The organism is Pseudonocardia sp. HH130630-07 (assembly GCF_001698125.1).
In the GTDB taxonomy this organism is placed as follows: Bacteria; Actinomycetota; Actinomycetes; order Mycobacteriales; family Pseudonocardiaceae; genus Pseudonocardia.
Genome location: NZ_CP013854.1, coordinates 4391082 through 4414977, shown reverse-complemented (window position 1 = coordinate 4414977; position 23896 = coordinate 4391082). Strand labels below are relative to the sequence as shown.

Genomic DNA, 23896 nt, shown 5'->3' with positions numbered 1-23896 from the left:
ACCGCTCCCCCGCCCACCCCCTCCAGGGAGGACTCAACCCCGTGCGTACCCGTCGACTGCTCGTCGCCACCGTGGCGGCGCTCTCGCTCGCCCTCGCCGGCTGCGGATCCGGCGCCCGGTCCGGCGACGACGAGCCGCTGGAGATCGCCATCGTCTCGAAGGGCTTCCAGCACGAGTTCTGGCAGGCCGTCAAGCAGGGCGCCGATCAGGAGGCCGCCCGCCAGCAGGTGAACATCACGTTCGAGGGACCGGCCACCGAGTCCGAGATCGAGGCCCAGGTCACGATGCTCACCAACGCGGTCGGCCGCGGGCCGGACGCGCTCGCGGTCGCCGCCCTCGACTCCCGCGCCGCCGCGCCGGTCCTGCAGCAGGCGCAGGGGTCCGGCATCCCGGTCGTGGCGTTCGACTCGGGCGTCGAGAGCGACATCCCGGTCACGACCGCGGCGACCGACAACCGGGCCGCGGCGGCCGAGGCGGCCAAGCAGCTGTCGACGGCGCTCGGCGGCGTCGGCAAGGTCGGCGTGGTCGTCCACGACCAGACGAGCCGGTCCGGCATCGACCGGCGGGACGGCTTCGTCGAGTGGATGCGGGCCAACGCGCCGGGCATCCAGCTGCTGGACCCGCAGTACGGCGGCGGTGACCAGGCGAAGTCGGCCGACATCGCCAAGGCGATCGTCGCCGCCAACCCGGACCTGCGCGGGATCTACGGCTCCAACGAGGGCACCGCGATCGGTGTGACCCGCGGTGTCGGGGAGAGCGGACGCCAGGGCGTCGCCATCGCCGGCTTCGACTCCGGGTCCGGGCAGACCGACGCCATCCGCGACGGCCGCCAGCTCGGCGCCGTCACCCAGGACCCGGTCCGGATGGGCGCGGAGGTCGTGAAGGCCGCGGTGAAGGCCGTGAACGGCGAGGAACAGCCGAAGGTGATCAACACCGGCTTCTACTGGTACGACCGGTCCAACATCAACGACCCGAGGATCCAGTCCTCGCTCTACGAGTAACCGGCGGCCCACGGCCCGGTATCGCCACCGATCACCGGGCGGCACGAGCGACGACACACATCGGAGGACCTCTCGTGGACGAACGCATCCTGATCACCGGAGCCGCCGGCGTCGTCGGCACCGTGCTGCGCCGGCGGCTGCGCCGGCCGGGCCGGGTGTTCCGGCTGCTCGACATCGCCCCGCAGCAGGCGCCGGGGCCCGACGAGCCGGTCGAGATCATCACCGGCTCGGTCACGGATCCGGCCACCGTGGCCGCCGCCTGCGACGGCGTCGACGCCGTCGTCCACCTCGGCGGGCTCGGCCCCGGATCCGGCTGGGCGGACGTGCTCGCGGTGAACGTCGACGGGACGCACACGGTTCTGGAGGCCGCACGGATCGCCGAGGTGGACCGCGTGCTGCTCGGCTCCGGCATCGACGTCGCCGGGCACCGTGCCGGGCGCGAGTCCCCCGCCGGCGCCCCCGCCCGGCCCGGCACCTACTCCGGGGTCGGCAACGCCGCGGTGGAGGGCCTGGGCAGCATGTACCACTCCCGCTTCGGGATGGACGTCGTCGTGCTGCGGCTCGGCAGCTGCGCGGAGACCCGCCCGGCGGAGGACCGGGACGGGACGGGCGCCTGGCTGTCCCCCGAGGACGCGGGGCGGCTGTTCGATGCCTGCATCCGCCATCCCGCCCCGGGCTACCGCATCGTCCGGGGGGTGTCCGGCGGGGTCGGCGGAGCGCTCTCCCCCGCCGGGACACCCGGTACCGCGGCCGCACCCGGCGCCCCGCTGGACGGGGTGGTCGCCGACGCCGAACGGTTCAGCACCGGGCTGTAGTGCCCCGCCGGGCGCGGTGCCCGCTGCGGATCAGCGTCCCAGCCGGTGCGCCAGCTGGGCCCGGTACAGGTTCACCGGTTCCGGGACGGTCCCCGGATCGGCCAGGACGCTGCCGAGGTCGTCGCCGAACTCCCTGGTGTGGTCGGTGACGGCGTCCTCGGCCGTCCCCCGCACACCCACGACGGCGCTGCGCGGCGCGTTCCGCTCGATGCGGACACCGTGCCCGCGGCCGTTGCGCACGTCGACGTTCCACATCGAGATGCGGGCGCCCCACAGCGGCCCCGCGTCGTCGGAGCCCCCCATCCGGCCGGTGTTCGCCAGCGTGATCCCGGTGCGCACGCTGTCCGCCGGGATGGCGCGGTGCGAGTCGAAGGTCCCGGCCGTCATCGTCCCGTCGCTCCAGACGTTGCCGGTGGAGAACCCCTCCGAGTTGAGACCGTGCACGCAGTCCCCCAGCACCGCGAAGTCCGACACCAGGTTGTCGTGCGACTGGACCCGGCAGAAGAACGGGTGGTGGGCGGTGCGGCCGCCGGTGGACACCCCGGTCAGGGTGACGTTCTTGGCGCTGACCATGCCGAACGCGTTGTCGGCGTGCTCGACGTGCACGTTGCGCGCCCAGCAGTCGATCGCGTTGTGGAAGCACGGCCCGTTGTAGCCGACCTCCTGGTTGTGCGGGCCGAGCTCGACCTCGCGCATCCGGATCGTGAGCTCCTCGACGCCCGAGCCCCGCACGACCGGCCCGATCTCGCACAGCGCCGGGTTCCACTCGGCCCGCAGGTCGAGCCGCAGCGGCTGGGCGAGGGTGACCGTGTCGCCGTCGACCGCCCGGATCTCGACGGGCCACCGGTACCGGGTGAAGTTCGGGGCGCCCGACCAGTCCGACAGCTCCGGGCGCAGCCGGCGCGCCGCCGTCGTCCAGTCGTAGTCCGCGGTGTCCGGCACGTCCCCGCACAGGTGGCGCAGCAGGCTGCTGTCCTCGATGTTGTCGAGGGTGAGGAGCACGGTGTCGCCCGCGGCGAGCCCGCTCGCGTCGGCGACCCGCAGCGTGCTGTCACCGCGGCGGGGGCCGCCCGGCACGGTGCTGAGCACCGCGCCGCCCTCCCAGCCCTCCTCCCCCAGGAAGTCCGCCGCCCGCAGGCTGTCCAGCCGGGTGCGCGGGACGAACCAGAGCAGCCCGCCCATGAAGCTCCACTGGATCCGGGTGTCGCGGCGGTTCTCGAAGTACGCCTCGGACAGCGATCGGTCGCAGTACAGGGTCGTGCGGTCCTTCCCGGCCCCGCGGAGCACGACACCCGAGTGGTGCACAGGGATCAGCCGGGTCGTCCGGTAGGTCCCCGCCGGCAGGCTCACGCACCCGCCACCGGCGGCCCCGGCCGCCTCGATCGCCGCGAGCAGCGCGTCGGTGTCGTCGGCCGCACCGTCACCGGTCGCGCCGTGGTCCCGCACGTCGAACACCGGCCCGGGGGCCGGGAGGTCCTGCTCGCCGCGCCGGTACCCGGCGAAGGAGACGTTGGGGAGCGTCGGATGGGTGTCCGGTGCGCCCAGGTACTCCTCCCACAGCGCGGCCGACGTCGAGCGGGCCGGGCCCGGCTCCGGGGCCGGGACCCTGGGCCCCGACGGTGCCCCGGCCGGTGCGGCCGCGGCCCCGGACACGGCCAGACCACCGGCGATCGCCAGGAACCGGCGCCGGTCGAACGGGACGTGCATCACCCGGTCGCCGTGGGTACGCCGTCGACCCGGCGGGGCAGCTGCCACGGGTTCGCCTCGCGCAACGCGTCGGGCAGCAGCTCGTCCGGGAAGTTCTGCCAGGCCACCGGGCGGAGGAACCGCTCGAGGGCTGCGGTGCCGACCGACGTCGTGGTCGGTGCGGTGGTCGCCGGGTAGGGGCCGCCGTGCTGCTGGGCCCAGCTGACCGTCACCCCGGTGGGCCACTGGTTCCACAGCAGCCGCCCGGCCACGGCGACCAGCGCCGGGAGCAGGTCGCCGACGGCGGCGGCGTCCGACGGCTCGCCCTGAACGGTCGCCGTCAGCCCCGGCTCCAGCTCGCTCAGCAGGGCCACCAGCTCGTCGGTGCCGGAGTAGGTGACCAGGAGCGACACCGGTCCGAAGCACTCGTCGTGCAGGCGGGCGCCGGCGGCCCGGAAGGTGGCCGCGTCGGTGCGCAGCAGGGTCGGGACCGGTCCGTCACCCGTGCCCTCCGCGAGCAGCTCGACGCCCGGCGTGGTGGCGACCGTGTCCAGCCGGGCCCGGAGAGCGGCCTCGATCCGGTCGTTCAGCAGCGGCGCCGCGGACGTGCCGCCGACGGCGGCGACCAGCGCCTCGTCCATCCCGTGCCCCTCGGGCACGAGCAGCAGTCCCGGCTTGGTGCAGAACTGACCGGCGCCGAGGGTGAACGACCCGGCGAACTCCTGCGCGATCCGCTCCCCGCGCGCCGCCGCGGCGGCCGGGGTGACGACGACCGGGTTCAGGCTGCCCAGCTCCCCGTAGAAGGGGATGGGCCGGGGCCGCGCCGCGGCGATGTCGAACAACGCGCGCCCGCCGCGCACGGACCCGGTGAACGCCGCGGCGGCGATCCGCGGGTCGCGCAGCGCCGTCACCCCGGCGTCGACCCCGTGGACGACGGCGAACGTGCCCTCCGGCGCACCGGCGTCGGCCAGCGCGGCGCGGACGATCTCCCCGGTGCGCCGGGACAGCTCCTCGTGCCCGGGGTGCGCCTTGAGCAGCACCGGGCAGCCCGCGGCGAGCGCCGCCGCCGAGTCGCCACCGGCGACGCTGAACGCGAACGGGAAGTTCGAGGCCGCGAAGACCAGCACCGGGCCGATCGGGATCCGCACCCGCCGGATGTCGGGCCGGGCGCCCATCGGCCAGCCGGGGTCGGCGTGGTCGACGGCCGCATCGAGGTGCCGGCCCTCGCGCAGCACCTCGGCGAACAGCCGCAGCTGGAACGTCGTCCGGGCCAGTTCGCCCGCCAGCCGGGGACGCTCCGGGAGGTGGGTCTCGCGGGCGGCCAGCGGGATCAGCTCCGGGCCCGCGGCGTCCAGGGCGTCGGCGATCCGGTCGAGCCGCGCGGCGCGCTCACCCGGCGTGGCGTCGGTGGCCGCCGCCGCGGCGGCCGCGAGCGCGGCCTCCAGCGCGGAGTCCGTGGTGGCCGGGACGGTGTCGGTGTCGGTGTCGGTGTCGGTGTCGGTCATGGTGTCGAGAGTCCTTTCCGGACCGCGGACGCGGCGCCGGTCGCAGCGAGCAGCTGCGCCCAGCGGGCCGGTCCGGCGAGGCCGAGGTGGTAGAGGTGCAGTTCGTCGGCGCCCGCGTCGTGCAACGCCGCGACGCGGGACGCGACGCCGGGCTCGGCGGCCGGGGCGACCGTGGTGAGGTAGGCGCCGATCACGGTGCCGGACGGCAGCAGCGTCCGCGCGGCCCGGACGGCCTCGACCGAGGTCTCCGGCTGCCAGGCGGGCACCACGACCGTGCCGACGTCGGGTCCGGTCCGCTCGGTGACCCCCGGCAGCGCGCCGGTCGCCCACGGGTCGGACGCGGCGTGCAGCGCGGTCCGCAGGCCGCCCGGCAGCGCGTCGAGCACCCGGGCCCGCAGCACGTCGGTGGCCCGGTGCCGCGCGGCCAGCACCCGGGTGCGGATGCGCTCGTCCAGGCCGTCCGCGGTGGCGGTGAGATCGCCGGAGGCGAGCAGCCGCCGGGCCGCGTCCCGGACCGCGGCGCGGACCCCCGCGGCGTCCTCGAGACCGGCCTCGCACGCGTCGCAGAAGCAGATCGACAGCAGCCGGGCGGCCGCGGGCGACCAGGTCGCGTCGGTCTTCTCGTGGTGGCACTGGTGCAGGGCGCCGAGCTGCCCGCACGCCTCCAGCACCACCGAGCCGACGTCGAGCCCGGAGACCGACTCCGCGGCGAGGGTGGCCGCGTGCTCCCGGACCCGCGGCTGCGCCGGGCACAGCGCCCACGGGTAGCGCTCCCCGAAGCAGTTGCGCACCGACAGCTCCGGGTGCTCGGTCCCCAGCCGCGAGTCGTGGGTGAGCACGGTCCAGGCCGCGGCCGGGACACCGGCCCGCCCGAGCAACCGGACGGCGTCACCGGCCGGATCCGCGGACCCGGCCCAGTCCGGCACCCCGGGGCGCAGGTCACCGGGCCACCGCTCGGGGCGCAACGGCCGGTAGAGCGCCGCGTGCCGGGCGAGGACCGCGGTGCCGGTGTCCGACCACGGCGTCGCCGCCCGGACCGAGTGGTACGCCGTCGCCACCGCGACCTCGGTGACCCCGGCCTCGGCCACCCGGTCCAGGAAGCCGGGCGCGGTCACGTCCCACGGGAAGGCGTAGCCGACGACCCGCATCACCAGCGCGCCGTGTTCGGCTCGAAGCCCGGCTCGAAGCGCCGCATGTACCCGCGGTCGTCGCGCCGGGTGAGGCCGCAGCGCAGGTAGTCCTCGTGCGCGCGGGCCAGTGCGTCCCGGTCCAGCTCGACGCCCAGACCCGGCCCGGCGGGTACGGCGACCGCCCCGCCGGAGAACTCCAGTGCCCCGGGGACGACGACGTCGGTCGTCTTCCACGGCCAGTGCGTGTCGCAGGCGTAGTCCAGGTTCGGGGTGGCCGCGGCCACGTGCACCATCGCCGCCAGGCTGATGCCGAGGTGGCTGTTGGAGTGCATCGACAGACCGACCCCGAACGTCGAGCAGACGCCGGCGAGCGTCGCGGTCGCCCGGAGCCCGCCCCAGAAGTGGTGGTCGGAGAGCACGACGCCCACGGCGCGCTGCCGGAACGCCGGCTCGACGTCGTCGAAGGAGACCACGCACATGTTCGTCGCCAGCGGGACGGGCGTGGCCGCCGCGACCCGCGCCATGCCCTCGATGCCGGGGGTGGGGTCCTCCAGGTACTCCAGGATCCCCTCCAGCTCGCGGGCGACCCGGGCCGCCGTCTCCGGGGTCCAGGCGGCGTTCGGGTCGAGGCGCAGCGGGACGCCGGGGAACGCCTCGGCCAGCGCCCGGATCGCGGCGATCTCCTCGTCCGGGGGAACACCCCGCCCTTGAGCTTGATCGAACCGAACCCGTACTCGTCGACCATCGTGCGGGCCGAGGCGACCAGCTGCTCCGGGGTGCGCAGCTCGCCCCACCGGTCGGTGCCGCCGTCGAGGTGGGTGCCGAACTTGTAGAACAGGTACGCGGAGAAGTCGACCCGGTCCCGGGCGGCGCCGCCGAGCAGCTCCACCACCCGGCGGCCGGTGAGCCTGCCCTGGGCGTCCAGCGCGGCCACCTCGATCAGGGAGAACACCGACGCCACCGTCTTGGTGGTGGAGGCGCCGCCGATCAGGCCGTGGGCGTCCGCGGCGGCGGCCGTGACCTCCCGGACGACGACCTGCCGGACCGCGGCCAGGTCGAACACGTCCATCCCGGCGAGGTGCGGGAGCACGGCCCGCACCCGGTCGAGGAACGCGGTGTCGCCGTAGGACTCGCCGAGCCCGACCACGCCGTCGTCGCAGTGCAGCTCGAGCACGCTGCGCAGGGCGTACGGCTCGTGCACCCCGGTCACGTTGAGCAGCGGCGGGTCGGCGAAGGCGACCGGGGTCAGCGTCGTCGCGCGGATCGTCGCCCGGGTCGTCACAGCGGTCATCGCGAGAGCTCCACGACGAGCTCCCGGCCACGGTCGACGATGCCCGCCAGCCGCTCGACCTGCTCGTCCGAGGGTTCCACCAGCGGCGGGCGCACCGGACCGACCTTCTGGCCCTTCAGCCGGGCCGCGGCCTTCACCAGGGCCACCGCGAAGCCGGGGGTCTCGTCGCGCAACGCCACCAGCGGCAGGTAGAAGCCCTCCAGCAGGCGGTCCATCACCGCGTCGTCACCGGCGGCGAGCGCCGCGTTGAACCGGGCCGCGATCTCCGGGGCGATGCAGTGCACCGCCGAGGAGTACCGGGCGACGCCGATCGCGGCGTACGCCCGTGCGGAGACCTCCGCCGTGGGCAGACCGTTGAAGAACAGGAAGTCACGCGCCCGGTCCGTGCCCACCGCGCGGATCGTCGAGACGATCCGGCTCATCAGCTCGACGTCGCCGTAGCCGTCCTTCAGGCCGACGACCTGGTCGACGTCGAGCAGCCGGCGGGCGCCCTCGGCGGTGAACACGCCGGGCGAACGGTGGTAGACGATCACCGGGATGCCGGTGTCGGCGACCGCGTACTCCACGTACCGGTGCAGGCCCTCCGGCGGGCCGCTGACCAGGTACGGCGGCAGAAGCAGGACCCCGTCCGCGCCGCCGTCGCGGGCCGCGGCGATCCCGGCCCTGGCCGTGGCGGCGCCACCGCCGGCGCCGACCCAGACCGGGACGCGGCCGGCCACGATCTCCCGGGTACGGGCGAGCACGGCGGCCACCTCGGCCGGGGTGAGCGAGCTGAACTCACCGGTTCCGCACGCGACGAACAGCGCGGCCGCGCCGCCGTCGAGGTGCGCCTCGACCGTGTCGGTGAGGACGTCGAGCGCGATCCCGCCGTCGACGTCGAAGGGGGTCAGGGGGAAGGCGAGCACGCCGTCCAGGTGCAGGGGTGTCGTCATCAGCTCGGTTCCTCGGGTCGTGCGCCGGGTGGCGTCGCGGGGTCAGGCGGGCCGGGCGGGGTCGCCCGTGGGCACCGGGGCGTCGTCGCGCCCGATGAGGTCGATGAGGCGGTCGGTCTCCGCGCTGCGCTCGGGGACGAGCAGCCCGAGGCCGGTGTAGAGGACCAGCGAGGTCAGGATCGGGGTCGCGACGGTCACGGTCTGGGTGGCGTCGAGTCCGTAGTAGACGATCCCGTAGGCGATCAGGCCGCCGGCCCAGGAGACGAGTGCGGCCCGTGGGCCACAGCGCCGGAACTGCGGCAGCATCCCCAGCAGCAGCGGGATGGAGATGGGCCCCATGAGCGCGGCCACCCAGGAGACGACGATCGTCAGCACGCCGCCGAGGTTCTGCGCCTGGGTGGCGACGACCATCGTGAGGACGATGAAGCTCAGCGTGGTGATCCGCGCGGCCCGCAGGCCCTCGGCCTCGGTCCAGTGCCGGGCCCGCGCCACCATCGCCGGGATCATGTCGCGGGTGATGACCGCCGAGATCGCGTTGGCGTCCGAGGCGACCATCGCCATGGTGTGCGAGAAGAACCCGGCGAGCACCAGCCCGACCAGGCCGGCCGGCAGCAGGGTCAGCGTCATCTCGGCGTAGGCGGTCGTCGGGTCCTCCAGGCCGGGGACCAGCAGCGGTGCCGCGAACATGGGGAACATCAGCACCAGCGGCCAGACCATGTACAGGCCGGCCGACAGCAGGGCGCCCCGCTTGGCCTCGCGGGTGCTGGGCGCCGCCATGTAGCGGTGCGCCAGGTTCCACATGCCGCCGTTGTACTCGAGCGTCTTCACCAGGACGTAGACCAGCAGCAGGACCGTCGTGAAGTCCTCGGTGACCGGGCTGAGGTGCCCCGCGGGCAGCCGGTCCCAGATCGTCCAGATCGCCGACGGGCCGCCGAGCAGGTCGAACACCACCCACAGCATGGCGATCCCGGCGACCGCCTGGATGACGAACTGGCCGAGGTCGGTCATCGCGTCCGCCCACAGACCGCCCGCGGTGCAGTAGGCGAGCGTGACCGTGCCGGTGAGGACGATGCCCCAGACGTAGGAGATACCGGTGAACGCGTTCAGCAGGGTGGCGATCGCGAACCACTTCGCACCGATGTCGAAGATCTTGAGCAGGCTGCCGCTCCAGGCGAGCGCCTGCTGGGTGGGCACGTCGTAGCGGGTCGCCAGGTACTCCAGCACCGAGGCGACACCGAGCCGGGACCGCAGCCGGTTCCAGCGGCCGGCGAACACCCAGGCGCCGATGGCCACGCCGATGCCGATGCTGGCGAAGCCCCAGAAGTAGACGGTGACGCCGTCGGTGTACGCGACTCCGGCGTAGGCGACGAACATGACCGCGGAGTAGCCGGACATGTGGTGCGAGATCCCGGTGAGCCACCACGGCATCCCGCCGCCGGCGGTGAAGAAGTCCGCGACGTCGCCGACGCGCCGGTAGGACCACCAGCCGATCGCGAGCATCAGCACGAAGTAACCGATCAACGCTGACCAATCGAGTGCGTGCACCGCCTGCCTCCTCAGTTCATATATGTGAACTCAGTTTCTGCATGAGAACTTATCCGCAAGGTTGTAGCGTGTTCCGCAGACAGTCAAGACATCGAGGAGGGCGACGTGACGGAGGAGGCCGCGGAGGTGGTGGCCGGGTCCCGGGCCGCCGTGAAGTCGGCGCAGCGGGCGATCCAGCTGATCGAGACCCTGGCGGGCCAGGGCGAGCGGCTCACGGCGACCGAGCTGCAGGCCGTCACCGGGCTCCCGCGCTCCAGCCTGCACGGCCTGCTGCACACCCTGCTGGAAGCGGGCTGGCTGGAGGTCGAGCCGGGCAGCGCGGCCTACGGCCTCGGCGTCCGGGCGCTGGTCTGCGGCACGTCCTACCTCGACCGGGACCCGGCGGCGCCGTACGCCAGGGAGGCCGTCGAGTCGGTGCGCGACGAGGTCGGCTTCACCACCCACTTCGCCCGCCGGATCGGTGCCGACGTCGTCTACCTCATGACCCGGGAGTCGCGTTCGGCGATCCACCGCTCCCGGATCGGCCGGACGCTGCCCGCGCACGCGACCGCGCTCGGCAAGGCCCTGCTCGCCGAGCTGACCCGGGGCGAGTTCGACGCGCTGCTGCCGGACCCGCTGCCCGCGCTGACGCCGAACACCCTCACCGACCCCGAGCTGCTGTGGGCCGACTGCGTCGCGAGCCGCGACCGCGGCTACGGCGCCGAGATCGAGGAGGGCAGCCCCGGGGTCCGCTGCGTCGCCGCGGCCGTGCCGTACCGGATCCCCGCGACGGACGCGCTGAGCTGCTCGATCCCCATCGACCACGTGACCCCCGACGAGGTCGGGCGGGTCACCGAGGTGCTCGTCGCCTCCGCCGCCGATCTCGGTGCCCGGCTCCGGCACGCCGGGATCCGCTGACCCGAAAGGAAACCCATGACCCACCGAGTCCTCATCACCGGAGCCGCCGGCATCGTCGGGACGATCCTGCGGCCCCGGCTGCGGCGACCGGGCCGCACGCTGCGCCTGCTCGACATCGGCGACCAGGTCCCGCCGGGTGCCGACGAGCAGGTCGAGCTGGTCACCGGCTCGGTCACCGACCCGGCCGCGATGGCCGCCGCCTGTGACGGCGTCGACGCGGTCCTGCACCTGGGCGGCATCAGCCGGGAGGGATCCTGGGCGGACACCCTGGCCGTCAACATCGACGGGACCCACACCGTGCTCGAGGCCGCGCGGGTCGCCGGGGTGCGCCGGGTGATCCTCGCCTCGAGCAACCACGCCGTCGGGTTCCGCCGGGTCGCCGACGCCGGCCCGGACGGGCTGCCGGCCGACAGCTCACCCCGCCCGGACACCTACTACGGCGTGAGCAAGGCGGCGATGGAGGCGCTCGGCAGCCTCTACCACTCCCGCTTCGGGATCGACGTCGTCGTGCTGCGCATCGGCAGCCTGTTCGAGACGCCCCTGGAACTGGGGGCTCGCGGGCTGAGCACCTGGCTCTCCCCCGACGACGGCGCCCGGCTCGTCGAGGCCGCCCTGAGCCCGCACGAGCCCGGCTACCGGGTCGTCTGGGGCGTGTCCGGCAACACCCGAGGGATGTTCTCCCTCGCCGAGGCCACGGAGCTGGGCTACGAGCCCCGCGACGACGCGGAGACCTACGCTGGCCGGCTCGACGACGGCTCCACGGAGACCTTCGTCGGCGGCGGCTTCTGCCGGATCCCGCTGGGCCGGGCGAACCCCCTGTAACCGGCGTCGGCCCCGCGGGCTCACCGGGGTCGCGACGGCGGCGCGACCCGCCGGCCGGCGTCCGCACCACCGGAGCCCGCCGGGTCGGCGCGGAGCATCCCGCGCCGGTGCACCACCAGCGCCCCGGCCAGTGAGATGACGGCGGAGAACGCGAGCCAGGCGCCGGGCATGGCCGCGTTCCCGCCGGTCACCTCGATCAGGCCGGTCGAGATGGCCGGGGTGAACCCGCCGAACACCGCCTGGGCCAGGCTGTAGGCGATCGCGAACCCGGACGCCCGGACCGCGGCCGGCATGATCTCGGTCAGGCTCACCACCATCGCGCCCTGGTAGGTCCCGTACAGCAGGGAGAACAGCACCAGCACGGCGAGCAGCCGCCCGAACGACGGGTCCGCGGTGAGCCACAGCATGGCCGGGTAGGCGACGACGAGGATCGTCCCGCTCGCGCCGAGGAGCAGCGGCAACCGGCCGATCCGGTCCGACAGGTGCCCGGCGAGCGGGATGACCACGAAGTTCGACAGGCCCACCACCACCGTGACGCCGAACGACGCCAGGTAGGTCAGGCCCAGCTCCCGCTCGCCGAAGGTCGGCGTGTACGCGGTGATCAGGTAGAACATCACGCTGGTCAGCGTCACCAGCGAGATCGCCGTCAGCACGATCGGCCAGGCCGAGGTGAGCGTGCGGTAGACCGTCCGGAAGGTCGGCGCGCCACCGGCGGTGCGCTGCTCGAAGGACTCCGTCTCGGGCAGCGTGCGCCGGATCCAGAACACGAACGGGACGATCAGGCTGCCGATCAGGAACGGGACCCGCCAGCCCCACGCGTCGATCTGCTCCGGGCTCAGCGACAGGGCCAGCACGACGCCGATCACCGCGGCCACGACGACGCTGATCTGCTGGCTCGCCGACTGCCAGCTGACGTAGAACCCGCGGCGGCCGGGCCGGGCGATCTCGGCCAGGTACACCGAGACCCCACTGGACTCCGCACCGGCGGAGAACCCCTGCAGCAGTCGCGCGAGCACGACCAGGATCGGTGCCGCGATGCCGATCGTGTCGTAGCCCGGCACCACGGCCAGGATCACGACCCCGACGGACATGATCACCAGGCTCAGGATGAGCCCGGCCCGGCGGCCGTGCCGGTCCATGTACGCGCCGAGGACGACCGCCCCCAGCGGGCGCATCAGGAACCCGACGCCGAACGTGACGAACGAGAGCATCAGCGAGAGGAACTCGTTCTCGGCCGGGAACACGGCACGTGCGATGGCGGCGGCGTAGAAGCCGTACACCGCGAAGTCGTACATCTCGAGGAAGTTCCCGGCCGCGGCGCGGACGACGTTCCCGCGGGTGGCGCGGGCGGCACCGGGAGTGGGAGTCGGCGACATTGCTTCTCCGTGTCTCATTATTCAGCACAGCTGACTGTTTTGTGGAACACAGCAGATCAGCGCGCCGCCCCGGCGTCAACCGTTGACCGTGCTCGACGGCGGTCCGTATGGTCGTCATGCGATACAGCGTCCTGTTATATGAGACGCACCGTTCGACGAGAGGACGCCGTGACAACAGCGGACAGAGCAGACGCCGGGGCCAGCGGTGGCCCGGTCCCGTTCCTGCACGGCGTGCGGGTCGTCGAGTTCTGCAGCGTGGCCGCGGGCCCGTTCGCCGGGATGCTGCTGGCGGACATGGGCGCCGACGTGATCAAGGTCGAGCACCCCGGTGGCGGGGACTCGATGCGGTCCTGGCCGCCGCTGAGCGACGGCTACAGCGAGAACTTCGCCTCGCTCAACCGTTCCAAGCGGTCGGTCGCACTGGACCTGAAGGACCCCGCCCAGCGCGACGCCGCCCGGGAGCTCGTCGCCGGTGCCGACGTGGTCGTCGAGAACAACCGGCCCGGGGTCATGGAGCGGCTCGGGCTCGGCCACGAGGAACTGCGGGCCGCCGACCCGCGCCTGGTCTACTGCTCGATCTCGGCCTTCGGCCAGACCGGGCCGCGGTCCGGCGAGGGCGGGTTCGACCTCACGCTGCAGGCGATGAGCGGGATCATGAGCGTCACCGGCGAGCCGGGCGGCGACCCGGTGAAGTGCGGGGTGCCGCTGTCGGACTTCACGACCGGGCTCTACGCCGCGTTCGCCGTGGCCGCGGCGCTGCGGGCCAGGGCGGAGTCCGGCCGGGGCGCCCACGTCGACGCGGCGATGTTCGGCTGCTCGCTCGCCGTCGCCGCGCTGCAGACCAGCGAGTTCTTCGGCCGCGGCAGCGACCCGGTCAAGCTCGGGTCCGCACACCCGCGCAACGCGCCCTACCAGGCGTTCCGCTGCGCCGACGGGCACGTCGCGATGGCCGCGGGCAACGACGGCCTGTGGCAGCGGGTGTGCACCGCGGTGGACCGGCCCGACCTGGCCACCGACGAGCGGTTCGCCAGCACCGCGCTGCGCGCCGCCCACCAGGAGACGCTGCGCGAGGCCCTGGAGAGCGGGTTCGCCGACCGCACGGTCGCCGACCTGCTGGCGGCGTTCCGCGCCGGCGGCGTCCCGTGCGCACCGATCAACACCTACTCCCAGGCGCTGGCCGATCCGCAGGTCGGGCACATGGGATGGGTCCAGCCGGTCACGCTGCCCAACGGCCACGAGACCCGCACGTTCGTGTCCCCGCTGCGGATCGACGGCCGCCCGGTCACCGGGCACCGCCCGCCGCCCGGGCTCGGGGAGCACACCGACGAGGTGCTGCGCGGTGCGGACCGGGTGGCGCTGTGAGGCTCGTCCGTGCCGAGCGCGGGGCCGATCCCGCCGTGCTCACCCTGACCCTGGACCGTCCCGACCGGCACAACGCCGTCTCCGCGGCGCTCGTCGAGGAGCTGCTCGCGGGGGTGCAGCAGGCGTACCGCGAGCCGACCGACCTGCTCGTCCTGCGTGGCGCGGGGCCGACCTTCAGCGCCGGGTTCGACCTGTCCGGGCTGGACACCGCGGGTGACGGCGAGCTGCTGCACCGGTTCGTCCGGATCGAGCAGCTGCTGCACGCGGTGCACCACGCCCCGTTCGCCACCCTCGCGCTGGCCCACGGCCGGGTGTTCGGCGCCGGGGCCGATCTGGTGTGCGCCTGCACGCACCGGGTCGCCGACCCGGACGCCCGCTTCCGGCTGCCCGGCATGGCCTTCGGGATCGTGCTGGGCACCGGACGGCTGGCCGGGCGGGTCGGCCCGGACCGGGCACGGCGGATCCAGGCCGACGGCGAGACCGTCGACGCCCCGGAGGCGCTGGCGTCCGGCCTCGTCACCGCCGTGCACCCGCGGGACGGCTGGGACGATCTCGTCGCCGCGCACGCCGCCCGGGAACGGGCGCTGCCCCGCGCGGCGCGCGCCGTGCTGCAGGACGTGCTGCACGACGACCGTGCCGACCGCGACCTCGCCGCGCTCGCCCGCTCGGCGGCCGAGCCCGGCCTGGCCCGCCGCATCCACGACTACGCATCCGGGAGGCACCGGTGACCCCCGCCCCGACCCTCGTCACACTGCACGATCTCGCCGACCGCATCCCGGACGGCGCCTCCGTGGCCCTCGGCGGCAGCTTCCTGCACCGCGGGCCGTTCGCGCTGGTCCGCGAGCTGATCCGGCGGGGCCGCACCGGACTGGAGATCGTCAAGCAGTCCCCCGGCTACGACATCGACCTGCTGTGCCGGGCCGGTGCGCTCACCCGGGCCCGCGCCGGGATCGTCGCCCTGGAGGGCAACGTCGGCCTGGCGCCCTGGTACCGCGCCGCGATCGAGTCCGGCGCCGTCGAGCTGGAGGAGCACGCCTGCGCCACCCTCACCGCTGGCCTGCGGGCGTCGGCGTTCGGGGTGCCGTTCCAGCCGGTCGGCGGGGTGCACGGGTCCGACCTGCCGGCGCTGAACGGCTGGGCCGAGATCCCCGACCCGTACGGCTCGGGCACCTCGGCCTACGTCGTCCCGGCCATCCGGCCGGACGTCGCGGTGATCCACGCCAACGAGGTGACCGAGAACGGCGACGCCCGGGTGTTCGGCACCTCGCACTGGGACCGGATCATGACCCGGGCCGCCCGGCGGGTGCTCGTCGTCGCCGAGCGGGTGGTGCCGGTCGCGGAGTTCGCGGCCCGCCCGGAGCTGACCCTGGTGCCCGGGTTCATGGTCGAGGCCGCGGCGGTGGTGCCGCACGGGGCGTGGCCCGGTTCGTGCTGGCCGCACTACGGCGTCGACTACGACGCGGTGACCGGCTACCTGGACCGCGACCGCGACCTCGACGACCATCTCGCCGCCGCACCCGAGGCGAAGGAGCACAGCACCGCATGACGACCTGGTCGCCCTTCTCCTACATCGTCACCAACCTCGCGCGGCTCGTGCGGCCCGGCGAGGTCACGTTCAGCGAGGTCAACTCGACGCTGCCGATGCTGGCCTGCCTGCTCGCCCGGCGCGCCTACGACTTCGACTTCACCTACCTCAACGTCACGGGCGGGGTGGACCCGGCGACGCCGTCGACGGTTCCGCTGTCCAGTTCGGACCCAGTGCTCGCCGAGGGCAGCGCCGCGATCTTCGCGAACGAGGACTTCTACGACCTCTGCTGCCGGGGCGGGATGGACCTCTGCTTCCTGGGTGCCGCCCAGGTCGACGGGGCCGGGGACACCAACGTGTCCTGCATCGGGGACTGGCACGCGCCGAAGGTCCGGCTGCCCGGCGGCGGCGGGGGCGCGGTCATGCTGCCGACCGCGCGCCGCTGCGCGACCTGGCGGACCGAGCACTCCCGCCGGACGATGGTGCAGACCCTGGACTTCCGGACGGCGTCGGGCGGGATGAGCGCCGTGGTCACGCCGATCGCGGTGTTCGCCCACGACGGCGAGCGGCTGCGGCTGCGGTCCTGGCACCCCGGCGTCGACCCGGACGAGGTGCGCGAGCGCACCGGCTTCACGCTGGTGCTCGACGACGCGGCGGCACCGACTCCGGTGCCCACCCCGGCGGAGAGCGCGGCGCTGGCCGCACTCGACCCGCGGGGCCGGTTCGAAGCGGACGCGGGGGTGCGCCTGCGATGACGGCCCGACCGGACCATCCCGCCCCCGACCTCGACGCGGTGCTGGCCGCCGCCCTGCACCGGCACGGCGCGGCCGGGCGGACCGCTCTCGTCGACGCCGACGGCACGACGACCGGGTACCGCGAGCTCGGCGACCGCGTCGACCGGGCCGCGCGGCGGCTGCGCGCGCTCGGGCTGCCACCGGCCTCGACCGTCGCGCTGTGCGCCCCGAAGGACACCGATCTCGTCGTCGCGCTGCTGGCCGTCGTGCGGGCCGGGCACTGCGTGTGCGTCCTGGAGCCCGGGGCGGGCCCGGAGACGGTGCGCGAACGCCTCGACGACTTCGCGATCGCCCGCGTGCTGGCCGGTCCGGAGCAGGCCGCGCGACTGGCGGGCTCCGACAGCCGGATCGGCGAGCTGCACGCGGTCACCCGGGGCGGCTCCGGCGACGACGGGCCCCCGCCGCCACCGGAGCACGACCCGGCCCGGCCGGCGCTGCTGCTGTTCACCTCGGGCAGCACCGGCCGTCCGAAGGGGGTGCGGCTCACCCGGGCCAACGTGCTCCCGCACGCCCGCGGGGTCGTCGCCCGCACCGGTCTGTCGCCGCACGACCGGCTGCTGCACCTCATGCCGGCCCACCACACCAACGGCGTGAACAACCAGATCCTCGCGCCGCTGATCGCGGGCGCGGGAGTCGTGCTCGTCGCGCGGTTCGACGCCGGCGCGGTCGACGACCTGGTCGCGCGGCACCGGCCGACCATCCTCACCGGCGTCCCCACCATGTTCCTGCGGATGCTGGACCGCGGGTGCCGCGGCGGCGGATCGCTGCGGATGCTCCGGTGCGGCTCCGCGCCGCTGACCCGCAGCCAGCACACCGCGATCGAGGACGCGTTCGGCGTCCCGCTGATCCAGTCCTACGGCCTGTCCGAGGCCACCTGCACCTCGGTGATGAACCCGCCCGACGCCCCGCGGGCCGGGAGCGTGGGGACGGCGCTGGCCGGCCAGACGATCCGGATCCTCGCCCCCGGCACCGACGACGAGCTGCCGGTCGGCGCCGAGGGCGAGGTCTGTATCGGCGGGCCCACCGTCATGGCCGGCTACTGGGGCGCTCCCGACGGTGCCGGCGGCCCGGACCCCGACGGCCCGGTCCGCGACGGGCTGCTGCACACCGGCGACCTGGGCCGGCTCGACGCCGACGGCTACCTGACCCTCACCGGACGCTGCAAGGACGTGATCATCCGCGGCGGCGAGAACCTCGCACCGGCGGCGATCGAGGCCGCCCTCACCGCGCACCCGCTGGTGTCCGACGCGGCGGTCGTCGGCGCGCCGCACCACGACCTCGGCGAGGTGCCGGTCGCGTTCGTCGTCCCGGCCGGGCCCGGCGCCGCACCCGATCCCGGGGAGCTGGCCGCGCACGTGCGGCGGACGCTGTCCCGGATCCACGTCCCGCAGCACACCGAGCTGCTCGCGGCGCTGCCCGTCAACGCCGTCGGCAAGATCGACCGCACCGCTCTGCGGGCCCGCGTCGCCGGCCCGTCCCGACCCGCACCAGGAGGCCCGGATGTCCCGGTCACCGGCCCGTGAGGGCTACGACCTCGAGCACTTCGTCCACGACGTCGAGGGGATCGTCGCCACCGGCGGCTCCGAGCGGTCGGTCACCGAGCAGGTGGCGCAGCGGCTGCGCGACCTGCTCGCCGCCGGGCTCACGCTCGATCCCGGCATGGTCGCGCCGCGCACCGACACCTACGTCATGCGCCCGCTGCACGTCGCGCCGGACGGGTCGTTCTCGATCGCCTGTGCGGTGTGGAACGTCGGCCAGTCGACCCCGGTGCACGGGCACGAGACGTGGGGCGTCGTCGGCATCCACTCCGGTGCCGAGCTGGAGGTCGACTACGTCAAGCCGGAGCGCGCGGGCGAGCCGCTCGTGCGGCGCGGGGAGGCGGTCTGGTCACCGGGCGAGGTGACGGTCTGCTGCACCACCGACGACGACGTGCACCTCGTCGAGTGCGGCAGCGACGTCCCGTGCGTGGGGATCCACGTGTACGGCGCCGACATCGGCACGCTGTCCCGGCGCAGCTACGACCCCGCCTCCGGCGCGGTCTCCTGGTTCACCTCGCGCTGGGGCACCCCCGCCGCGCCCTGAACACCCGCCCGGTACCGGGTCCCCGGTTCCCGCACGGGGCACGCCCCCTGCGGGAACCGGGATCCGGTGCGGATCCGGACGGTCACGACAATTGTTCGCCGGGTAATTCGTCGCGCGCGGTCGTTCAGTGGTCCTCGGCGTAGCACTTCATGGCGGTGAAACCGTGTGTGTAGGCGGCGCCGGCTCGCAGGGCCGCGGCGACGAACGTCGTCTCGGCGACCTCCTGCTCGGTCGCCCCCGCCTTCTTGGCCGCGGCGACGTGGCTCGCCAGACACGCCTTGCACTGCGTGGTCAACGCGACACCGATCGCGATCAGCTCGCGGGTCTTCACGTCGACCGCGCCGTCCGTGCGGGTCATGACGGTGCTGGAGAACGTGCTGTAGGCCTTGGCCTCGACCGGCGCCGCGGCCCGCAGGGACGCCATGAATTCGCGGTCGTACGTTTCGGGGGAGGAAGTCACCGATAGCCTTTCGACGCGGTCGCCGGGAACCGACCCCGTCAGTGATCGGGCCCCATGTCACCGACAATTCTGCCGCCCACACAGAACTGCGGCTAGACAGTGCTGCGGATAGGGTCATAATGTTGGACTATGACCACCGGCGGGCATTTCGACATCATCTCATTGGAAGTGCTCATCGCGATCGGCCGGTGGTCGAGCATCAGCCGCGCCGCGCGGGAGACGGGCGCGCCGCGCGGGAGACGGGCCTGTCCCAGCCGTCGGCGAGCCTGCGCATCGCCGAGCTGGAACGCCGGATCGGCAGCCCGCTCGTCGAGCGCTCGCCGACGGGGTCCCGGCTGACCGGCGCCGGCACCACGGTCGCCGGCTGGGCGACCCGGCTGGTCACCGCGTCCAAGGCGTTCGACCAGCAGGTCGCGTCCCTGCAGGACCCGGCCGAGCGGCGGCTCACCGTCGCCGTGTCGAAGACGGTCGCGGACTACCTGCTGCCGGACTGGCTGGTCACGATGCACGAGATCGCACCGGAGGTCACCGTCGCGCTGGAACTGCGCGACGCCGCCGACGTGGCCGAGCAGGTGCGCGACGGCTCGTCGGAGATCGGTTTCACCGAGGGCACGGGCACCGTGCACGATCTGCGCTCCTGCGGCATCGGCCACGACGAGCTGCTGGTCCTCACCGCACCGGGGCACCGCCTCACCCGCGAGGACCCGCTGTGCCTGGACCGGCTCGCCACGGAGCCGCTGCTGCTGCGCGAGACCGGCTGCGGCAGCCGCGCGACCCTGGAGCAGACCCTGGCCGGCGCCGGCCTGACGCCGACGGTCGGGGCCGAGCTGGCGTCCACGGCGGCGATCAAGTCGCTGGTGGTCGGCGGGAGCGGGGTGACCGTGCTCAGCGGCCTGTCCGTGCGGGCCGATCTCGACACCGGGGCGCTCGTCGCGCTGCCGCTGCGGGAGGGCCCCATCGAGCTGCCGTTCCGGGCCGTGTGGCGGCGGGGCGCGCATCCGGTGGGGCCGGCCCGGCGGCTGGTCGAGATCGCGGTGCGGGCGGGTGCGCGGCGCGCCGCCGGGCCGCGCACCCGCACCGTCACGGGCCGGTCGCGACCGGCCGGTCGGGGTCGGTGACCCAGTGCGACCAGGACCCCGGGTAGAGCGCGGCCTCGATACCGGCCGCCTCCAGCGCCAGCACCTGGTGCGCCGCGGTGACACCGGAACCGCAGTAGACCGCCACCGGCCGTCCGGGCCGGGCGCCCAGCCCGGCGAACCGGGCGCGTAGCTCCTCCGGGGTGCGGAACCGGCCGTCGGCGTCGAAGTTCTGCGCGGTCGGGGCGCTGACCGCGCCGGGGACGTGCCCGGCGACCGGGTCGACCGGCTCGGTCCGGCCGAGGAAACGGTCGTGGTCCCGGGCGTCGAGCAGCAGGCCACCGGCCTCGACGAAGCCCGGGATCTGCTCGGCGGTGACGCTCGCGGCCGCACCGCCGGCCGGGGCGAAGTCGCCGGGTTCGGCCGTGACCTCGCCGGCCTCGACCGGGTGCCCGGCGGCGGCCCAGGCGGCGAGACCGCCGTCGAGGACCCGCACCGAGGGGTGCCCGGCGTCGCGCAGCAGCCACCACGCCCGCGCGGCCCGGGCCGGCGTCGTAGCAGACGACCGGGGTACCGGCCCGCACCCCGAGACCGCGCATCGCCCGGCCGAGGTCCGCCGCGGCGGGCAGCGGGTGCCGGCCGCCGTCGCCCGCCGGGGCGGCCAGGTCCCGGTCGAGGTCGACGAACCGCGCGCCGGGCAGGTGCCCGGCGAGGTAACCGTCCCGGTCCGCCCGCGTCGCGAGTGCCCACCGGACGTCGAGCAACAGCGGCGGGGACGCCCCGGCCAGCTCGGCGGCCAGCGTCGTCGGGTCGATCAGTGGTGCGGTCATGCGGTCCCTTCCGTCGTCGGTGGCCCCGGTACCAGTACCTTCCCCGGGTTCATCAGGCCCAGCGGGTCGAGCGCGGCCTTGATCCGCTCGTGGATCCGGCGGGCGGCCGGGTCCAGCTCCGAGGCCAGACCGTCCCGCTTGAGCAGGCCCACGCCGTGCTCCCCGGTGATCGTGCCACCCAGCTCACCGGCCAGGACCATGATCTGCCGGAACGCGTCCCGGGCCGCGTCGTCGGCGGCCGGGTCCCCGTGCGGCGCCACGATCAGCGGGTGCATGTTGCCGTCACCGGCGTGGCCGAACGTGCCGATCAGCGCCCCGGTCCGCGCGGCGATCCGCCCGACCCCGGTCAGCAGGTCGGCGAGCCGCCCGCGCGGCACCGCGACGTCCTCCAGGTACACCCGCCCGAGGCGTTCCAGCGCGGGGTAGGCGAAGCGGCGCACGCCGAGCAGCAGGTCGGCCTCGTCCGGATCGTCGGCTCGGGCCACCTCGCTCGCGCCGTGATCGGCGAAGATCCGTTCCAGCAGCACGGCCTCGGCGGTGCCCGCCTCCCCCGGCAGATCGGTCTGGGCGATCAGCAGCGCCTCCGCCGAGGTGTCCAGCCCCATCCCCCGCCACCGTTCGACGGCCTCCAGCGTGGTGCGGTCCAGCAGCTCCAGCAGGCTCGGCGTGCTGCGGCCCAGTACCTCGCGCACCGCGTGCGCGGCGGCGGGAAGCGCCGGGAACGACGCCACCACGGTCAGCGCGGGCGGTGGCAGCGGCCGCAGCCGCACGGTGATCCCGGTGACCACGCCGAGGGTGCCCTCGCTGCCGGTGAACAGCGCCGTCAGGTCGTACCCGGCGACGCCCTTCACGCTGGCCCGCCCGATCCGGGTGACCTCCCCGTCGGGCAGCACGACCTCCAGCGCCAGCACCGAGTCCCGGGTCACGCCGTACTTCACGCAGCACAGCCCGCCCGCGTTGGTCGCGACGTTGCCACCGACCGAGCAGAAGTCCCGGCTGGCCGGGTCCGGTGCGTACCAGAGGCCGTGCTCGCGGGCGGCGTCGCGCAGCGCGGTGTTCAGCACCCCGGGTTCGACGACCGCGGTCCCGTCGGCCGGGTCGATCCGCACGATCCGGTCCATCCGCTCCAGCGAGACGACCAGGCAGCCGTCGATCGCGTTGGCGCCACCGGCGAGCCCGGACCCGGCGCCGCGCGGCACGACCGGGACCCGGTGCGCGGCGGCCGTCCGGACCGCGGCCGCGACCTCCGCGGTGCGCCGCGGCCGGACGACGGCCCGGGGCGTCCCGGCGGGGAGCCCGGCCGCCTGGTCGTGCCGGTACCCGGCGGTCCGGTCCGGGTCGCCGAGCACCTCGTCGGGGCCCAGCTCCCGGCGCAGGTCGTCGAGGAAGGCGTCGGCGCTCACCGGGGCAGCACCGACATCGGGCGCAGCACGTCGTCGAGCAGGTCGGCGATCCGCGGCTCCCGGTCCAGCGCGGCCAGCCGGGCGGCGATGCGCGCGGCGGCATCCGGGGCGAGCGTGCCCGCCGTGCAGGCCGCGAACTTCTCCTCCAGGTCGGCCCGGGTCATCGGGTTGCGCGGGTGCCCGCGGGGGGCCGTGGAACGGGCCGCGACCGTCCGGCCGCCGCGGAACCGCACGGTGAGCTGGACGTCCTTGGATCCCGGCGGCAGCTCGACCTCGGCGACGATCCGGCGGGTGACCCGCCGGACCAGCGGGGCGAGTGCCGCGGACCGCTCGCCGAACCCGTCCCGGAAGCAGGACTCGTCGAGCCGGCCGCCGGCGAGCCCCTGGGCGACGCAGAACTCGGGGCTGAACCGGGCCTCGTCGCCGGTGCTCGGGGCCCGGTAGCGCAGGGTGCGGTCGGTCTGCGGCAGCACCGAGCAGACGACCGACTCGATCGCGTCGACCCCCGGCCCGTCGGTGACCAGCGTGTGCAGGTCGACGGCGCAGTCGACCAGGCCGGTGGCGGACCCGCAGCACGGGTAGGGCTTGAACCGCAGGCCGTCCTCGATGTGCGGTCGCCCCGCGGGCTCCTGCCAGCGGCCGCCGAGCACCTCCAGGTAGGACGCCGGGGCGTGCAGGGCCCCCGGCCCGGCGTCGATCCCGGCGGCGGCCAGCTCGGCGGCCATCACGCCGTTGCCCGCGGCCCACCCCGCGTGCAGCGGCTTGACCGGTGAGCCGAAGTTGGCCTGCACCCCGGACGCGGTCGAGGTGGCGATCCCGAGCGCGTGCCGGGTGCGGTGCGCGCTCAGGCCCAGCAGCCGGGCCGCGGCGACGGTCGCGCCGAGCACCCCGATGGTGGCGGTCGTGTGCCAGCCGCGGGACCGCTGCTCGTCCGCCGCCCCGGCGCTGACCCGTCCGATCGCCTCGTAGCCGCTCAGGTAGGCGTCCACCAGGTCGGCGCCGCTCGCGCCGTCCCGGTAGCCGACGGCGAGGACGGCCGGGACCAGCACCGCGGACGGGTGGCCGTGCAGGACCTCGGAGATGTCGTCGAAGTCCCGGGCGTGGGCCAGGGTCCCCCAGCCGACCGCCGCGTGCTGCGCGCTCAGCCCGGACGTCCCGGGGAGCGGGACGGGCCCGGCACCGGCCCGCGCGAGGTAGCCCGCGACGGCCCGCGGTGCCGGGTCCCCGGCCGCCGCGAGCGCCACCGCGACGACGTCAAGGAACGCGAGCCGCACCTGCTGGCGGGCCCGGTCGGAGACCGTTCCCCAGTCGGCGTCGACCAGCTCGGCGAGTGTGTCCACCGTGCCTCCTTTCGGATCGTGGGG

Annotated in this window: 20 protein-coding genes and 2 pseudogenes; 11 read left to right on the top strand and 11 right to left on the bottom strand. The window is 74.8% G+C overall.

Annotation, left to right across the window (positions count from 1 at the left end; genetic code table 11):
* Positions 1–41 precede the first annotated feature (41 nt).
* Positions 42–1001 (top strand): ABC transporter substrate-binding protein, encoded by a 960-nt coding sequence (locus tag AFB00_RS20945; RefSeq protein ID WP_068798610.1) that lies wholly within the window; start codon positions 42–44, stop codon positions 999–1001.
* A 74-nt stretch (positions 1002–1075) separates the two neighbouring features.
* Entirely contained in the window at positions 1076–1816 is a 741-nt protein-coding gene (locus AFB00_RS20940; protein ID WP_068798609.1) for an NAD-dependent epimerase/dehydratase family protein, read from the top strand.
* A 30-nt stretch (positions 1817–1846) separates the two neighbouring features.
* On the opposite strand, the gene AFB00_RS20935 is transcribed toward AFB00_RS20940, so the two are convergent.
* The 6 genes and pseudogenes from AFB00_RS20935 to AFB00_RS20910 form a co-directional block, all read right to left on the bottom strand.
* Positions 1847–3523 carry a glycosyl hydrolase family 28-related protein gene (locus AFB00_RS20935; protein ID WP_156819661.1) on the bottom strand — a complete coding sequence of 559 codons (1677 nt, stop codon included), beginning with the start codon at positions 3521–3523 and terminating at the stop codon, positions 1847–1849.
* Positions 3523–5007 carry an aldehyde dehydrogenase (NADP(+)) gene (locus AFB00_RS20930; RefSeq protein ID WP_068798607.1) on the bottom strand — a complete coding sequence of 495 codons (1485 nt, stop codon included), beginning with the start codon at positions 5005–5007 and terminating at the stop codon, positions 3523–3525. Before AFB00_RS20930 ends, AFB00_RS20935 begins: the two co-directional genes overlap by 1 nt.
* Positions 5004–6155 (bottom strand): hypothetical protein, encoded by a 1152-nt coding sequence (locus AFB00_RS20925; protein WP_068798606.1) that lies wholly within the window; start codon positions 6153–6155, stop codon positions 5004–5006. The genes AFB00_RS20930 and AFB00_RS20925 overlap by 4 nt, the downstream gene beginning before the upstream one ends.
* A pseudogene (locus tag AFB00_RS20920) lies at positions 6155–7428 on the bottom strand (glucarate dehydratase family protein). The gene AFB00_RS20925 and the pseudogene AFB00_RS20920 overlap by 1 nt, the downstream one beginning before the upstream one ends.
* Complete coding sequence (locus AFB00_RS20915) at positions 7425–8360, bottom strand: 5-dehydro-4-deoxyglucarate dehydratase (RefSeq protein ID WP_068798605.1); 936 nt, start codon at positions 8358–8360, stop codon at positions 7425–7427. Before AFB00_RS20915 ends, AFB00_RS20920 begins: the two are co-directional and overlap by 4 nt.
* A 42-nt stretch (positions 8361–8402) precedes the next feature.
* Entirely contained in the window at positions 8403–9905 is a 1503-nt protein-coding gene (locus AFB00_RS20910; RefSeq protein WP_068798604.1) for a sodium:solute symporter family protein, read from the bottom strand.
* A 105-nt stretch (positions 9906–10010) separates the two neighbouring features.
* Here AFB00_RS20910 and AFB00_RS20905 point away from each other — a divergent pair, with 105 nt between their 5' ends.
* Positions 10011–10802, top strand: coding sequence for an IclR family transcriptional regulator (locus AFB00_RS20905; RefSeq protein WP_231974011.1), 792 nt, complete (start codon positions 10011–10013; stop codon positions 10800–10802).
* A gap of 15 nt (positions 10803–10817) precedes the next feature.
* Positions 10818–11624: an NAD-dependent epimerase/dehydratase family protein gene (locus tag AFB00_RS20900; RefSeq protein ID WP_068798602.1), complete on the top strand. Its 807-nt coding sequence runs from the start codon at positions 10818–10820 to the stop codon at positions 11622–11624.
* A 20-nt stretch (positions 11625–11644) separates the two neighbouring features.
* Here the strand turns inward: AFB00_RS20900 and tcuC are convergent, their stop codons facing one another.
* The gene (gene tcuC / locus AFB00_RS20895; protein WP_068798601.1) at positions 11645–13000 is read right to left on the bottom strand and encodes a tricarballylate/proton symporter TcuC; all 1356 of its coding nucleotides are present in this window, start codon (positions 12998–13000) and stop codon (positions 11645–11647) included.
* 168 nt (positions 13001–13168) lie between these two features.
* On the opposite strand from tcuC, the gene AFB00_RS20890 reads away from it, so the two are divergent.
* Genes AFB00_RS20890 through AFB00_RS20865 form a run of 6 tightly spaced genes read left to right on the top strand, consistent with a single transcriptional unit; the run spans position 13169 to position 18763 of the window.
* Positions 13169–14362: a CaiB/BaiF CoA transferase family protein gene (locus AFB00_RS20890; RefSeq protein WP_231974010.1), complete on the top strand. Its 1194-nt coding sequence runs from the start codon at positions 13169–13171 to the stop codon at positions 14360–14362.
* Complete coding sequence (locus AFB00_RS20885) at positions 14359–15090, top strand: enoyl-CoA hydratase/isomerase family protein (RefSeq protein WP_068798600.1); 732 nt, start codon at positions 14359–14361, stop codon at positions 15088–15090. The genes AFB00_RS20890 and AFB00_RS20885 overlap by 4 nt, the downstream gene beginning before the upstream one ends.
* A complete protein-coding gene (locus tag AFB00_RS20880) occupies positions 15087–15908 on the top strand; it encodes a CoA transferase subunit A (protein ID WP_068798599.1) in 822 nt (273 codons plus the stop codon). Before AFB00_RS20885 ends, AFB00_RS20880 begins: the two co-directional genes overlap by 4 nt.
* Positions 15905–16642, top strand: coding sequence for a CoA-transferase subunit beta (locus AFB00_RS20875; RefSeq protein WP_068798598.1), 738 nt, complete (start codon positions 15905–15907; stop codon positions 16640–16642). Before AFB00_RS20880 ends, AFB00_RS20875 begins: the two co-directional genes overlap by 4 nt.
* Positions 16639–18204, top strand: coding sequence for a class I adenylate-forming enzyme family protein (locus AFB00_RS20870; RefSeq protein ID WP_068798597.1), 1566 nt, complete (start codon positions 16639–16641; stop codon positions 18202–18204). The genes AFB00_RS20875 and AFB00_RS20870 overlap by 4 nt, the downstream gene beginning before the upstream one ends.
* A complete protein-coding gene (locus tag AFB00_RS20865) occupies positions 18182–18763 on the top strand; it encodes a cysteine dioxygenase family protein (RefSeq protein ID WP_068798596.1) in 582 nt (193 codons plus the stop codon). Before AFB00_RS20870 ends, AFB00_RS20865 begins: the two co-directional genes overlap by 23 nt.
* A 124-nt stretch (positions 18764–18887) precedes the next feature.
* Here AFB00_RS20865 and AFB00_RS20860 read toward each other — a convergent pair whose 3' ends face one another.
* The gene (locus AFB00_RS20860) at positions 18888–19187 is read right to left on the bottom strand and encodes a carboxymuconolactone decarboxylase family protein (protein ID WP_068798595.1); all 300 of its coding nucleotides are present in this window, start codon (positions 19185–19187) and stop codon (positions 18888–18890) included.
* 224 nt (positions 19188–19411) lie between these two features.
* Here AFB00_RS20860 and AFB00_RS20855 point away from each other — a divergent pair, with 224 nt between their 5' ends.
* Positions 19412–20341, top strand: a complete 930-nt coding sequence (locus AFB00_RS20855; RefSeq protein WP_068798594.1) for a LysR family transcriptional regulator — start codon at positions 19412–19414, stop codon at positions 20339–20341.
* On the opposite strand, the pseudogene AFB00_RS20850 reads toward AFB00_RS20855, so the two are convergent.
* From AFB00_RS20850 to AFB00_RS20840, 3 genes and pseudogenes are all read right to left on the bottom strand, one after another.
* A pseudogene (locus tag AFB00_RS20850) lies at positions 20304–21129 on the bottom strand (sulfurtransferase). The gene AFB00_RS20855 and the pseudogene AFB00_RS20850 overlap by 38 nt on opposite strands.
* Positions 21126–22532 (bottom strand): FAD-binding oxidoreductase, encoded by a 1407-nt coding sequence (locus tag AFB00_RS20845; protein ID WP_068798593.1) that lies wholly within the window; start codon positions 22530–22532, stop codon positions 21126–21128. Before AFB00_RS20845 ends, AFB00_RS20850 begins: the two are co-directional and overlap by 4 nt.
* Positions 22529–23872, bottom strand: coding sequence for an MmgE/PrpD family protein (locus AFB00_RS20840; RefSeq protein ID WP_068798592.1), 1344 nt, complete (start codon positions 23870–23872; stop codon positions 22529–22531). Before AFB00_RS20840 ends, AFB00_RS20845 begins: the two co-directional genes overlap by 4 nt.
* Positions 23873–23896: the final 24 nt, after the last annotated feature.